11 protein-coding genes are annotated in these 14,603 nt (G+C 63.4%); 8 read left to right on the top strand and 3 right to left on the bottom strand.

Annotated elements, in window-relative coordinates:
* Window positions 1–106 precede the first annotated feature (106 nt).
* From argA to L6418_RS13180, 3 genes are all read right to left on the bottom strand, one after another.
* Window positions 107–1,438: an amino-acid N-acetyltransferase gene (gene argA, locus L6418_RS13190; RefSeq protein ID WP_237247387.1), complete on the bottom strand. Its 1,332-nt coding sequence runs from the start codon at window positions 1,436–1,438 to the stop codon at window positions 107–109.
* A gap of 95 nt (window positions 1,439–1,533) precedes the next feature.
* Entirely contained in the window at window positions 1,534–1,719 is a 186-nt protein-coding gene (locus L6418_RS13185) for a 4-oxalocrotonate tautomerase family protein (protein WP_237247386.1), read from the bottom strand.
* A gap of 18 nt (window positions 1,720–1,737) precedes the next feature.
* Window positions 1,738–2,475, bottom strand: coding sequence for a 16S rRNA (uracil(1498)-N(3))-methyltransferase (locus tag L6418_RS13180; RefSeq protein WP_237247385.1), 738 nt, complete (start codon window positions 2,473–2,475; stop codon window positions 1,738–1,740).
* A gap of 78 nt (window positions 2,476–2,553) precedes the next feature.
* Here L6418_RS13180 and L6418_RS13175 point away from each other — a divergent pair, with 78 nt between their 5' ends.
* From L6418_RS13175 to L6418_RS13140, 8 genes are read left to right on the top strand one after another with little or no spacing between them, the layout of a single operon-like run.
* Complete coding sequence (locus L6418_RS13175) at window positions 2,554–3,105, top strand: thioredoxin family protein (protein WP_237247384.1); 552 nt, start codon at window positions 2,554–2,556, stop codon at window positions 3,103–3,105.
* 28 nt (window positions 3,106–3,133) lie between these two features.
* A complete protein-coding gene (gene trkA, locus L6418_RS13170) occupies window positions 3,134–4,507 on the top strand; it encodes a Trk system potassium transporter TrkA (RefSeq protein ID WP_237247383.1) in 1,374 nt (457 codons plus the stop codon).
* Window positions 4,507–5,964: a TrkH family potassium uptake protein gene (locus L6418_RS13165; RefSeq protein WP_237247382.1), complete on the top strand. Its 1,458-nt coding sequence runs from the start codon at window positions 4,507–4,509 to the stop codon at window positions 5,962–5,964. The genes trkA and L6418_RS13165 overlap by 1 nt, the downstream gene beginning before the upstream one ends.
* A 51-nt stretch (window positions 5,965–6,015) precedes the next feature.
* Entirely contained in the window at window positions 6,016–6,483 is a 468-nt protein-coding gene (locus L6418_RS13160; RefSeq protein ID WP_269807816.1) for a PleD family two-component system response regulator, read from the top strand.
* The gene (locus L6418_RS13155) at window positions 6,473–6,838 is read left to right on the top strand and encodes a PleD family two-component system response regulator (protein ID WP_237247381.1); all 366 of its coding nucleotides are present in this window, start codon (window positions 6,473–6,475) and stop codon (window positions 6,836–6,838) included. Before L6418_RS13160 ends, L6418_RS13155 begins: the two co-directional genes overlap by 11 nt.
* A gap of 13 nt (window positions 6,839–6,851) precedes the next feature.
* Window positions 6,852–7,349, top strand: a complete 498-nt coding sequence (locus L6418_RS13150; RefSeq protein ID WP_237247380.1) for a chemotaxis protein CheW — start codon at window positions 6,852–6,854, stop codon at window positions 7,347–7,349.
* 23 nt (window positions 7,350–7,372) lie between these two features.
* Window positions 7,373–9,394: a methyl-accepting chemotaxis protein gene (locus tag L6418_RS13145; protein ID WP_237247379.1), complete on the top strand. Its 2,022-nt coding sequence runs from the start codon at window positions 7,373–7,375 to the stop codon at window positions 9,392–9,394.
* A 9-nt stretch (window positions 9,395–9,403) separates the two neighbouring features.
* Window positions 9,404–14,590 carry an Hpt domain-containing protein gene (locus L6418_RS13140; RefSeq protein ID WP_237247378.1) on the top strand — a complete coding sequence of 1,729 codons (5,187 nt, stop codon included), beginning with the start codon at window positions 9,404–9,406 and terminating at the stop codon, window positions 14,588–14,590.
* The last annotated feature ends 13 nt before the right edge of the window (window positions 14,591–14,603 follow it).

Genomic DNA, 14,603 nt, shown 5'->3' with positions numbered 1-14,603 from the left:
GATGTAGTTCACTCCGTGAGTATGTTTGAAGAATATGACATTACCGTGAATCCCCGCCCAAATCCAGCGGGCCGGCACGGAAAGCCGTGCACGCCCGCCTTCCGGCCTAGCGCAGCGATCTGACGAAGACCTTGGAGCGGCGCTGGTAGTTGTACAGCGATTTTTTCTGTGCCGGCAGCTGTTCCACGTCGACCTCCTTGAAGCCGCGCTCGATGAACCAGTGCGCCGTGCGCGTGGTCAGCACGAACAGTTTTTGCAGCTTCAGGGCCTGCGCCCGGGCAGCGATGTGCTTGAGCAGGATGTCGCCGTAGCCGTGGTTGCGGTAGGCCGGCTGGATGGCGAGGCAGGCCAGTTCGGCCGCCTTCTCGTCAGCGAAGGGGTACAGCGCGGCGCAGCCGATGATGCGGTGGCCGTGTTCCAGCACCACGAAGCGCCCGATCTCGCGTTCCAGCAGTTCGCGCGAGCGCCGCACCAGGATGCCTTCGGCTTCCAGCGGCTGCAGCAGCTGCAGGATGCCGCCGACATCCTTGATGGTCGCGTCGCGCAGGGTGTTGAGGGTGCTTTCCACCACCATGGTGCCGATGCCTTCGTCGCTGAACAATTCCTGCAACAGGGCGCCGTCGGCGTGGCGGCTGACCAGGTGGGTGCGTGCCACCCCGGCCTCGCAGGCGCGCACGGCGCAGGGCAGGAACAGGCCCACATCGTCCGGCAGCTTGCGCCTGCCGGACAGGATCTTGCCGGCCTCGGCGATGGTCAGTTCCTTCAGCAGCGCGCCTTCCTTGTCGTGCACACCATCGGTATCGGTCAGGAAGATCAGCTTGTCCGCGTCGAGCGCGATGGCGGTGGCGGTGGCGACGTCTTCCAGCGTCAGGTTGAACACTTCGCCTGTGGGGGAATAGCCCAGCGGCGACAGCAGCACCACTTCGCCGAATTCCATGCGGTCCTTCAGCGCGGCGACATCCACCTTGCGCACGCAGCCGGTGTGCATCAGGTCCACGCCGTTGATCACGCCGATGGGCTGGGCGGTGATGAAGTTGCCGCCGGCCACGCGGATGTCGGCGTTGGCCATCGGCGAATTTGCCAGGCCCAGGGACAGCAGCGCCTCGATCTCCACGCGTACGCGGCCGACCGCTTCCTTCACGCACTGCATCGTCTCGGCATCGGTGAGCCGGATGCCGTGGTGATAGCTGCCTTCGATGTTGCTCTGCACCAGCCGCTGTTCGATCTGCGGACGCGCGCCATGCACCAGCACCAGGCGGATGCCCAGAGAAGCAAGCAGGTTGAAATCGTGCGTCAGTTCGAGGAACTTGCCGTCGGCCACCACCTCGCCGCCAAAGGCGATCACGAAGGTCTTGCCGCGAAAGGCGTTGATGTACGGCGCTACGGAGCGGAACCAGGCGACGAATTCCGGAGAAGAGCTGGCGGGGGCGACTGGCATGGTGTTCGGTTAACTCCTCAATTCGGTGGAGAGGCGCAAGATTCGGGCACGGGCATTATATTTCAAATCATGCGGATGATCGGTGCGGCAAGGCGTTACTCTTCGTCGAGCAGCTTGCCCGCAATCGCCCAGTTCTCGTCCGGCAGCTCGTCGAAGGCGATATAGGTATACGACTTCGGTTTGTGCGCGATGCGCTCCAGGGTGTCGGTGATTTCTTCTGCGATCCTGGCTTTCTGTTCGCGGCTGAGAATACCGGCGATGCGGATGTTGACGTAAGGCATGGCAGCTTCCTTTCAGAGTCAGTTGAAATCCCCCCACAGCGTCTGCAGTGCGGCGATGCCGGCGATGGCGGCGGTCTCGGTACGCAGTACGCGCGGACCCAGCAGGATGGGGGCGAATCCGGCTTGCTGGGCGATGTTGGCCTCGTCGGCGGTGAAGCCGCCCTCCGGCCCGATCAGCAGTGTAGCGCGTCCTTGCGGCCTGGGCTGGTTCTGCAGGTTGCTTGCGCCGCCCGGCAGCAGGATGAATTTGCCGCCGGGTTGCTGGCGCTCGGCGTGCAGCCAGGCAGCCAGGTCTTGCGGTGCATGCAACTGCGGCAAGACGTTGCGCCCGCATTGCTCGCAGGCGGAGACGGCGACGTTGCGCCAATGTTCGGTGCGTTTTTCGGCGCGCGGGCCGGACAGCTTCGCCACGCTGCGCTGCGTCTGCACCGGCACGATTTCGGCCGCGCCCAGTTCGGTGGCTTTCTGCACCACCCAATCCATTTTCTCGCTCGTACTCATGGCCTGGGCGAGCACGATGTGCAGGCCGGTCTCCTGCTGGCCCATGAAGGTCTGCAGGTTGCCGAGCACCACATGCTTGCCCTGGATCGAGTTGATGGTGGCATCGAGCGCATTGCCGAGACCGTCGAAGATCTGCACCGCATCGCCGACACGCAGGCGCAACACGCGGCTGGCATGATGGGCGGCTTCGGGCGGCAACTCGTAGTTGGTGCTCAGGGGCAGCGGCGGCGGGCAATAGAATCTTGGCGCAGACATGGCGGGTAAGGGCGTCGGGACGGGCGTGATAATATATTGTCCAGAACAATAACGCAGGTGTTTAAGGAGGAAAAAACCATGGTCAGTCTGCAACCCCCCCTTTGCGATTTCGGCTGGAAGGCCCGTCCGTTCGACTTGCTGGGCGTGGATGGCAAGCGCCACACGCTGGAAAGCGCGCGCGGCAAGAACGGTTTGCTGGTGATGTTCATCTGCAACCACTGCCCTTACGTCAAGTCGATCCGTGACCGCATCATCCGCGACGCGCTCGAACTGCAGCAGCACGGCATCAACAGCATCGCCATCATGTCCAACGATCCCGCCGACTACGCCGAGGACTCGTTCGACAACATGAAGCTGGTGGCGCGGCAGTACAACTACCCGTTCCCTTACGTGTGGGACGAGACGCAGCAGATCGCCAAGGATTACGGTGCCGTGTGCACGCCGGATTTCTTCGGCTTCAATGCCAATCTGGAGCTGCAATACCGCGGCCGCCTGGATGCGTCGCGCAAGGAGGCGGTGCCGGACGCGCCGCGCGACCTGTTCAACGCCATGCTGCAAGTGGCGAAGACCGGGCAGGGTCCGCGCGAGCAGATCGCCAGCATGGGCTGTTCCATCAAGTGGAAGGAATGAGCGTGCGCGGCAGGCGGAGTAGCAAGGCGTGAAGATCCTGATCCTGGGAGCCGGGCAGGTCGGCTCGACGGTGGCGGAGAATCTGGTCGGGGAAGCCAATGACATCACCGTGGTCGATTCGGACGCCGGGAAGCTGCGCCTGCTGCAGGATCGCCTGGATCTGCGCACGCTGGTGGGCAACGCGGCGCATCCGTCCACGCTCGAACAGGCGGGCATCGCCGATACCGACATGCTGCTGGCGGTGACGCAAAGCGACGAAGTGAACCTGGTCGCCTGCAAGCTGGCATCCAGCCTGTACAACACGCCCACCCGCATCGCCCGCATCCGCACCACCGATTACCTCAACCGCGAAACGGTGTTCAGCAAAGACAATTTCTGTGTGGACTTCTCCATTTGTCCCGAGCAGATCCTGACCGACTACATCACCAAGCTGATCGAGTTCCCGGAAGCCCTGCAGGTGCTGGAGTTCGCCGACGGCAAGGTGTCGCTGGTCGCGGTGCGGGCGTTCCAGGGCGGCCTGCTGGTGGGCAAGCCGCTGAGCTACCTGCGCACCCACATGCCGCATGTGCAGACCCGCGTTGCGGCGATCTTCCGCCAGGACCGCGCGATCATCCCGGAAGGCAGCACTGTGGTGCAGGACGGCGACGAGATATTCTTCATCGCCGCATCCGACAATATCCGCCGCGTGCTGAAGGAGATGCGCCGCATGGACAAGCCGGCCAGGCGCGTGATGATCGTCGGCGGCGGCAACATCGGCCGCAGGCTGGCAAAGGCGCTGGAGCGCGACTACCAGGTCAAGGTCATCGAATTCAACAAGAAGGTCTGCCAGAAGCTGGCCGGGGAGCTGACCAGCACGCTGGTGCTGAACGGCGACGGTACGGACGAGAAGCTGATGCAGCAGGAGAACGTCGGCGAGATCGACGTGTTCTGCGCGCTCACCAACGATGACGAGAACAACATCATGTCCGCCCTGCTGGCCAAGCAGGGCGGCGCACGCAAGGTGCTTGCGCTGATCAATCGCAGCGCCTACGTCGACCTGCTGCAAGGCGGCAAGATCGACATCGCGCTGTCACCGGCGCAGGTCACCATCGGTTCCTTGCTGGCGTATGTGCGGCAGGGCGACGTGGCGGCGGTCCATTCGCTGCGGCGCGGCGCAGCCGAGGCGCTGGAACTGGTGGCGCACGGCGATCGCGAATCGTCGCGCGTGGTCGGGCGCCGCATCGACGAGATCGAGCTGCCCAAGGGCGCGACCATCGGCGCGCTGGTGCGGGGCGGCGAGGTCATCATGGGGCATCACGACAAGATGATCGAGGCGGAAGACCATGTGATCGTTTTCGTCGTCGACAAGCGGATGGTGAAGAAAGTCGAAAAACTGTTCCAGGTCAACCTCGGGTTTTTCTGATGGGGCGCGCGCTCACGGTCATCAACGCACTGGGGCTGATGCTGGTGGTGTTCAGCATCAGCTATGTGCTGCCGGTACTGACCTCGCTCATCTATCACGACGACACGCTGACCGATTTCCTGCTGGCGATGCTGTGGACGGCCGGCACGGGGGTGCTGCTATGGATATCGACCCGGCGCTACCGGGGGGAGTTGTCCATCCGCCACGGCTACCTGCTGGTGGTGGCGATGTGGACCGCGATGCCGGCGGTGGCGACGTTCCCGCTGCTGCTGGTGATCGACGGCCTGTCGTTCACCGACGCGTATTTCGAGACCATGTCCGGCATCACCACCACGGGCGCAACCGTGCTGACCGGGCTGGACCACCTGCCGCCCGCCATCAACCTGTGGCGGCACGAACTGAACTGGCTGGGCGGCATGGGCATCATCGTGCTGGCGGTGGCGGTGCTGCCGCTGCTCGGCATCGGCGGCCGCCAATTGTTCAAGGCGGAGACACCGGGGCCGATGAAGGATTCTGCGCTCACGCCGCGTATCACCGAGACGGCGCGCAACCTGTGGCTGGTATATGCCGGCATCACGCTGGCCTGCATCCTGTCGCTGAAACTGGCGGGGATGAACTGGCTGGATGCCGTCTGCCACGCGTTCGCCGCGATGGGGCTGGGAGGATTCTCGACGCATGACGCCAGCGTCGGCTACTTCGATTCGCCGGCGATCGAGTTCGTGCTGATCGTGTTCATGCTGCTGGCGGCGATGAACTTCGCCACGCACTTCCTCGCCTGGCGCGGCAGGAGCCTGCGGATCTACCTGCACGATGCCGAGGCGGTGGCGACGGTCAGCCTGATACTGGGCAGCTGCCTCGGGATAGCGCTGTTCCTGTGGTGGCAGGGCGTCTACCCGGGTTTCTGGACGGCTTTGCGGCATGCCAGCTTCAACCTGGTGTCGATGGCGACAGACTGCGGTTTTGCCAGCGCCGACTTCAATCAGTGGCCGATCTTCGCCCCGATGTGGATGCTGTTCCTCAGCTGCATCACGGCAAGTTCGGGTTCCACCGGGGGCGGCATCAAGATGATCCGCACCCTGGTGCTGGTCAAGCAGGCGGGGCGCGAGTTCCTGCTGCTGCTGCATCCGGCGGCCATCAACCCGATGAAGATCGGCGGCCAGGTAGTGGCCAACAATATCGTGTTTGCGGTGCTGGGCTTCATCTTCCTGTATTTCGTCAGCGTTGCGACTCTGACGTTTGCCTTGCTGATCAGCGGGCTGGATTTCATTTCGTCCTTTTCCGCGGTACTCGCCTGCATCAACAACGCCGGCCCCGGTCTCGGTGTGGTCGGCCCGGCCGGCAATTTCGGCGTGCTGAGCGATTTCCAGACCTGGATATGCACGGCAGCCATGCTGATCGGACGGCTGGAGATATTTACCATCCTGATCCTGTTCACGCCGGCGTTCTGGAAACGCTGAGGGGCGAGGAAACATTGAACGCTCGAGCACAAATGCGGTAGCATCCGAAATATGGGGGGTATCCGCGCGCAAGCGCGGGTGTGGATCAATCAGGGAAGGGGCGACAACGTGGGCGAAGGTCTTGCTGGTATCCGTGTGGTGCTCATTGACGACAGCAATACCATACGCCGCAGCGGCGAAATATTCCTGTCGCAAGCCGGTTGCAAAGTCGTGTTGGCCGAGGACGGTTTCGACGGACTGTCCAAAGTGGTCGACAACAAGCCCGACATCATCTTCGTCGATGTCATGATGCCGCGCCTGGATGGTTACCAGACCTGTGCCCTCATCAAGAACCACGCCGAATTCAAGGACACCCCGGTGGTCATGCTGACCAGCAAGGACAGCCTGTTCGACCGCGCACGGGGCAAGCTGGTCGGAGCCGACGAGTATCTGACCAAACCTTTCAGCAAGAAAAGCCTGATCGAAGCAGTGACGATGCATACAACCAAACAAGGTAGGGGGATGGATTATGGCAATTAAAAAAGTGATGGTCGTGGACGATTCCGCAACGGAACGCCATGTGCTGGGGGATATCCTGGGCAAGAAAGGCTTCCTGGTGGTGTATGCCGAAAGCGGCGAGAAGGCGGTGGAGAGCTCCAAAACCGAGCTGCCCGACCTGATCCTGATGGACGTGGTCATGCCGGGGCTGAACGGATTCCAGGCCACCCGCGCGATCACGCAGGACCCGGCCACCCAGCACATCCCGGTCATCATCTGCACCACCAAGGGGCAGGAGACCGACAAGATCTGGGGCATGCGCCAGGGTGCCAAGGACTACATCACGAAACCGATCGTGGCGGACGAGCTGCTCGGCAAGATCGCTGCATTAGGCTAGGCAACGGCTCGGCATGTCGAAGCGTTTCAACCTGCGCGAATTCCAGCAGAGCGTGTTGGACCGGATGCAAGCCCAGGCGGCTGGCGGGGGTAGCCGTGTCTCCACATTGGGCGTGCAGGTGGGCGACGAATCCTGGCTGGTCGACATGGCGGACATCAACGAGGTGATGTCGCCACCCCCCCTGACCAGGGTGCCGCTGACCAAACCATGGTATTGCGGCGTCGCCAACGTGCGCGGCAATCTATACAGCATCGTGGATATCAGCCTGTACAACGGCGGTGCGGAGATCCCGCATGAGGGGCAGAGCCGCGTGCTGCTGTTGGGCCAGAAGTTCGCTTTCAATGCCGGCTTGCTGGTTTCGCGCGTGCTGGGGCTGCGTAACGCCACGGAATGGGAACGCACCGAGCAGGACGGCAAGGTACTGCTGCGGGATGGCAGCGGGCAGGTATGGCACAAGCTGGAGATAGCACAACTGTTGCAGCAACCGGAATTTTTACAAATCGGCGCATGAGTTGCGCTCGGGAGGACTAGGAAATGGCATTCAAGTTACCGTTCAAATGGTCGCGCAAGCCGCAGCAGAGTTTCGCCAAGAAGGGCGAGATCGCGCCGGCAGAGGTCAAGACGATCCGCATCCCGTGGTTCAGCAAGCAGTCGTTCGACCGGCAATTGCGCGTACTGGGCGGCCTGCTGCTGTTCTTCCTGTTCACCGCTGCGACCTTCACCTACATCGATTCGCGCGATTCCTCCTACAGTTCGCACTATGTGGCGCAATCCTCCAAGCTGCTGATGCTGTCGCAACGGCTGGCCAAGGCTGCTGCTGCCAGCTTCTCCGGAGATTCGACCGCATTCGACGAACTGAGCGATTCGCGCGCCGAGTTCTCCGCCATCCTGGAGACTCTGGACAAAGGCAGTGCCAATTTCCCTCCCACCGAAGGTCCCGCACGCGAACCGCTGAACCAGCTGCTGGCCCACTGGACCCACATGAGCTCGCTGATGGACGACCTGGAAAAGGGCCGCCCGCTGCTGGTGACGCTGCAGCGCGGCGCCGCAGGCCAGCGCGACATGCTGAACCTTGCCAACCAGGTTGCCGAACGTGCCACGCCGGCTTATGCGCAGAAGGCTGACCGCCTGAACCGCCTGATCGAGCAGATCACCAGCGCGGTGCAGCTAGTGCTGACCTCCGCCTCGACGGAAGATTTGCCCGGCCTGGAGCCCAAGATCACCGAAGCGCAAGCGCTGCTCAACGACATGCCGCAGAACGATGCCACGGTGATGTTGCTGAAGGACGACTTCGAAGGCTACCAGTCGGTGGTGGGCTTCATCGCCGCCAACGCGCGCGATGTGCTGACCTCGCGGCTGGCCGGACAACGGGTACAGGAAGAAGGCGACCAGCTGCTGTCGGCAGCGCAGAACCTGGTGAACAACTATGAAGGCTCCACGGCCGGCCGCTTCACCAGCTTCGTGGTGTTCTTCTCCGGCGGCATGTTGCTGTTGCTGTTGCTGCTGCTTTCCAAGATCTACCTGGACGAATCCAAACGCCGCGAGAACGAGGCCGGGCAGACCAACCGCAACAACCAGCAGGCCATTCTGCGGCTGATGAACGAACTGTCGGACCTGGCGGACGGCGACCTGACCATCCGGGCGACGGTGTCGGAGGACATCACCGGCGCCATTGCCGACTCGGTCAACTACACCACGGACGAGCTGCGCAAGCTGGTTTCGCGCGTGACTTCCGCTTCGCAACAAGTGGCGCGCGCCACCGGCGAGGCCGGTAACGTGACCAAGGAACTGCTGGTCGCGACGCAGAAACAGGCGACGGAGATCCGCAGTGCGGGCGGCGCGGTCGAACTGATGGCGAAATCGATCCAGGAGGTCGACAGCAGCGCGGCGCAATCTTCCGAGGTGGCGCGCCGTACGCTGGAGGTGACCGAACAGGGCACCCGCGCGGTGCAGAACTCGGTGTCCAGTATGGACAGCATCCGCGAACAGATCCAGGACACTTCCAAGCGCATCAAGCGGCTGGGCGAAAGCTCGCAGGAGATCGGCGAGATCGTGGACCTGATCTCGGACATTACCGAACAGACCAACGTGCTGGCGCTGAACGCGGCGATCCAGGCGGCGTCGGCAGGCGAAGCGGGACGCGGCTTTGCGGTGGTGGCGGAAGAGGTGCAGCGCCTCGCGGAACGTTCCGCCGAGGCGACCAAGCAGATCGGTATGCTGGTGAAGACCATTCAGACCGACACGCACGATGCGGTGGTGGCGATGGAAAAAAGCACCCAGGGCGTGGTCGACGGTGCGCGCCTGTCCGATGCCGCCGGTCAGGCGCTGCACGAGATCGAGAAATCCACGCGCGAACTGACCGACCTGGTGAACAGCATCTCGGTGTCCACGCAGGTGCAGACCGACATGGCCGGCGAAGTGGCGGGCATCATGCGCGACATTCTGAAGATCACCGAGCAGACTTCGCAAAGTACGCAACGCACCAACGCGTCGGTTTCCCAGCTGGAAGCTCTGGCGTCCGAACTGAACAGCTCCGTGTCGGGCTTCAAACTGTAAAGGACGAGCGTGCAGGCGCAATTCAATCCGCTGCCGTTGTTATCGGTCAAACCCGGGCTGGACAGCTCGCTGGCGAACATCAGCCGCGAGCTGGAGAACTATTTCTCGTCCGGCGGAAAAGATCCGCAGGCGCTGAAGAGCGCACTGGAGGAATTGCATCGTACCGGCGGCGTGCTGCGCATGCTGTCGCTGACCGGGCTGGTCGTGTTTTGTACGGAACTGGAGAAACTGCTGCAGGAGATGGGACAGGCGCCGGATGCCGGCGTCCCGCACCGCGATGTCGTCCGCCGTGCGCTGTTCGGCCTGACACATTACCTGGATGCACTGGCGGACGGCGCCACCAATGCGACCTTGCGCCTGTTCCACGAGTACCAGGAGCTGCTGCAGGCGCGCGGCCTGGAAATGGCCTTCGACGTGGACCTGTTCTTCCCCGTGCTGCAGGTGGAACTGCCGGAATCCCTGCTGCAACCGCCGCAACAGGAAGATGCGGCGGTGCAGATCAAGGCCGCACGCGCGCAGTACCAGCAGGCATTGCTGAGATGGCTGCGCCAGGACGACAAGGCTGCGGCGCTGCGGGAGATGATGGCTGCCGTGCGCAAAGTGACGGTTTGCGTCCCGCAGAACCGGCAGCGCGCTTTCTGGTGGGTGGCGCTGGGTCTGCTGGACTGCCTGTTGCACGACGGCATCCCGCCGGAACTGAACGTCAAGAAATCGCTCAGCCGCATCGACCTCAAGATGAAATCGCTGACCGACGGCAGCGCGTTCGATGAAGAGGCTTCCATCAGCGAGGCGCTGTACCTCATTGCGCGCAGCCATTCGGTCAGCGATACGGTCGAACAGATCAAGAGCGCCTACGCACTGGATGAATACCTGCCGGCGGAGCGTCCGATACCGCCAAGCGAGACCGCTGCCCTGCTCGACAACATGCGCGCGCAACTCCAGGTGGCGGAAGAGTCGTGGGAGCAGTGCGTGGCAGAAACTGCCGGAGCCTGCCAGCAATTCGCTGCCGATATGGAGAAGATGTATCTCCTGTCGGAGCAACTGGATCGCAATACCCTGCAGTTCCTGTGCAAACTGATCCATACCACTGCGCAACAGGTCGACCAGCCCGAACGCGCGCAGCGCATCTCCATGGACATGGCGATGGCATTGCTGCTGCTCGACGGCGGCATCGAGCATTACCAGCATCTGGGCAGCGGTTTCCAGGAACAGGCGCGGATCCTGAGCACGCGCCTGCAGGCCGGCCTGACGCGGATGCCGGAGGACGAGAGCAAGCTCTCCAGCCTGATCTCGCTCTACTACCAGATGGAGCAGCAGGAGGTGATGGCGCCGCTGGCTACCGAGATGCAGGGCAACCTGCAGCACATCGAACAGAACCTGAACGCCTTCTTCAACAACGCGACGAAACGCACGGAACTGTCGCGCATCGGGCTGCTGCTGAGCCAGGTACAAGGCGGGCTGCACATCCTGTCGCTGGATGCGGCAGAACAACTGGTAGGCAGTTTGCACCAGGCAACGGAGCGCTATGTGCAGGGTGCGACGCCATCGGCTGTCGAGATGCGCACCGTTGCGTCGGCCATCAGTGCGCTGGAAGAATATGTCCATGGCCTTGTGCTCGGCCAGAAGCCCGATCCGTCGGTCCTGGGCCGTGCCCTGCAGGACATGGGCGAGATCCGCCCCGCCGAGGGTTATGTAGAAGCGCCGGTGCAGGAAGAGCCGGCACCGGCGGGAGTCTCGATCCGCAAGGGCGACGAAGACGAAGAGCTGCTGGAGGTTTTCCTGGAAGAGGCGCGCGAAGTGATGGAGACCTTGCGCAGCAACCTGGAGGTCAGCCGCTTGCACATGGAGAGCCGCGAACCGCTGGTCACCATGCGGCGCGCTTTCCATACGCTCAAGGGCAGCGGCCGCATGGTCGGCCTCACCGAACTGGGCGAGGTTGCCTGGGCGGTGGAGCGCGCCATGAACAAGTGGCTGCAGGAGAACAAGCCGGCGACCCCGGCGCTGCTCGACATGATCGGAGATGCCGAAGTGCTGTTCCAGCACTGGGTGGACATGCTGAGCAGCGGCAGTGCCACCGCCATGATCGACACCTCATACCTGCTTTCCGTGGCCGACAGTATCGAGAACGGCAAGGAGATCCCGCCGCCCAAGGCCGCATTGCCGGTGCAGGTTGCCGAGCCGCCGCTGCCGGTCGTGACGGAAAGCGAGGAAGAGGGGCCGGTCGAGATCGGCTCGGTCAGCCTGTCCCCGATCCTGTTCAATATCGCCACCGAAGAAGCTGCCGGACACGTGCATGCACTGCATGAACAGCTGGCGATCCTGCATGAGACCGAATCGCATCTCGTCACCTATGACTTCATGCGTGCCGCACACACCCTGGCGGGCGTCAATCGCACCATGGGTTTTGTCCAGATCGCGGAGCTGTCCTATGCGCTGGAACTCTGGCTGGAAGAGCGGATCGACAAGCCGAACGTGGTGAACGAAGCGCAGATGGCGCTCATCGATCAGGTGGTGCAGCAGCTGGAACAGATGTGCGCCATGGTGCGCGAACAGCGGCAGGAGCCGCAGGCGCAGCCGGAACTGATCGCCCGCTTGCAGGCCGACAAGGTGCCCGCAGCCGGCGAGGCCGTTGCGCCTGAGCATGAAGAGATTCCGTTGCTGGAACTGGAAGCGCCGGTTATGCCGGCGGAAACCGTCGCCGAGCCGGAGCCGCTGCCCGAAATCGCGCTGGATCTGGGGTCCGCCGCGCCGCCGGCACTGGAGTTGCCCGTTTTCGAGCCGGAGCTTGCCGCTGGTGAAACGGAACCGTCAGCGGTTGCCGAGATCGCACTGGACATGCTGCCGCCACAGGGCGCGGTGGAACCCGTCGAGCCGCCCGTGGCGAAGGCCGAGACCGAACAGGCCGCGCCGGCGGACGTGGAAGAACACATCCAGCCTGTGCCGCATAAAGAACGCGAAGTGCACGACGAGGTGGACGAGCAGCTGCTGCCGATCTTCCTCGAAGAAGCACACGAACTGTATCCGCAGATCGGCACCACCCTGCGCGCCTGGCGCGAGCAGCCGGGCGATGCACAGCAGGGACGCAACCTGCAGCGCAGCCTGCATACCCTGAAAGGCAGCGCCCGCATGGCGGGCGCGATGCGCCTGGGCGAGCTGACGCACCGCGTGGAAGACCGTGTGGAAAGGGCCATGGCGAGAGGCGAGCTCAACGCCGAGCTATGGAGCGAACTGGACAATTACCTGGATCGCATCGGCAACGCCATCGAACAGCTGCAGCATCCGCCAGCGGCGGTGGCCGTCGAACAGCCGGCCGCAGCCGGTGCGGTACAGCCGCAGGCACAGGTTCAAGCCGCCCAGGCCATTCCAGCGCAGACGCTGGAGATCGGTGCCGAGCGCGCCATGCAGGCGGCATTGCTGCGTGTCCGCTCCGACACGGTGGACCGGCTGGTCAACGAGGCGGGCGAAGTCAGCGTGGCGCGCTCGCGTGCCGAGATGGAACTGGGCGCACTCAAGAACAGCGTGCTGGACTTGACCGACAGCGTGAACCGGCTGCGTAAACAGCTGCGTGAGATCGAGATCCATGCGGAAGGCCAGATGCAGGCGCGCATCGCGGTCAGCGGCGAGAGTGCCGAAAAATTCGACCCGCTGGAGTTCGACCGCTTCACCCGCTTCCAGGAGCTCACGCGCTTCATGAACGAGAGCGTGCACGACGTGCAGACCGTGCAGCAGACGTTGCTGAAGAACCTGGCGGTGACCGAGTCGGCCCTCAATGCGCAGGCGCACCTCAACCGCGATCTGCAGCAGGGCCTGATGGCGATCCGCATGGTGCCGTTCGCCAGCATCGGCGAACGGCTGTACCGCATCGTGCGCCAGACCGGCAAGGAACTCGGCAAGCGCACCAACCTCGAACTGTCCGGCACCGAGGTCGAGCTGGATCGCAGCGTGCTGGAAAAGATGACCGCCCCGTTCGAACACCTGCTGCGCAACGCCGTTGCGCACGGCCTGGAGATGCCGGAGCAGCGTGTACGGGCCGGCAAGGAGCCGACCGGCGAGATCCGCCTGTCCTTGCGGCAGGAAAGCAACGAAGTGGTGTTCGAGCTCAGCGACGACGGTGCCGGTCTGAATATCGCGCGCGTGCGGCAAAAGGCGGTCGAATCGGGGGTGTTGCAGGAAGGCGAGGAGATCAGCGACGAGCTGACGATGCAGCTGATTTTCACGCCGGGACTTTCCACGGCGCAGGAAGTGACCGAGATCTCCGGGCGCGGCGTCGGGCTGGATGTGGTGCGCAGCGAGATCACTGCACTGGGGGGGCGTATCGATGTGGCCTCCAATCCCGGCCATGGCATGCACTTTTCCATCCATCTGCCGCTGACCCTGGCCGTGACCAAGACGTTGCTGGTGCGCGCCGGGCAGCAGACATATGCGCTGCCCTCGAACATGGTGGAGAACGTGCAGCAGCTCAAGCCGTCGGCGCTGGATGCGGTTTACAAGCAACAATACATCGAGTGGCAGGGCGCGCGCTACCCGCTGCATTTCCTGGCGCACCTGCTGGGCGAGGACGATGCCGAGATCGAGGCGCAGCCGCATAACCCGGTGCTGCTGCTGCGCGCCGGCGACAAGCGGATCGCGGTGCATGTCGATGAGCTGCTCGGCAACCAGGAGGTGGTGGTCAAGAACATCGGTCCGCAACTGGCGCGCCTGCCCGGCATCGCAGGGGCGACCGTGTCCGCCAACGGTACGGTGATCCTCATCATCAACCCGGTTGCCTTCACCCAGCGCATTGCGGTGACGCGCAAGATCGCCAAGGCGGCTGCGGAGGCCGTGCACCAGGCGCCGCTGGTCATGGTGGTGGACGATTCGCTCACCGTGCGCAAGATCACCAGCCGCCTGCTGGCGCGTTCGGGCTACCAGGTCGTGACCGCGAAGGACGGCGTGGATGCGCTGGAACAGCTGGCCGACGTCGCACCGGATGTGATGCTGCTGGACGTGGAGATGCCGCGCATGGACGGATTCGAGCTCACCAAGCGCCTGCGCCAGGATGCCAAGATGCAGGATCTGCCGATCATCATGATCACCTCGCGCACCGCCGACAAGCATCGCCGTTACGCACTGGAGCTGGGCGTGAACGAATACATGGGCAAGCCCTACCAGGAAGAAGAGCTGCTGGACAACATCGCCCGCCTGATCGGCAAATGACGCACCCGCCAAA

Origin of the sequence: Sideroxyarcus emersonii (assembly GCF_021654335.1) — a bacterium.
Classification (GTDB): Bacteria; Pseudomonadota; Gammaproteobacteria; order Burkholderiales; family Gallionellaceae; genus Sideroxyarcus; species Sideroxyarcus emersonii.
The sequence above is the reverse complement of the archived record's forward strand: the minus strand, read 5'-3'. Positions and strand labels throughout refer to the sequence as shown.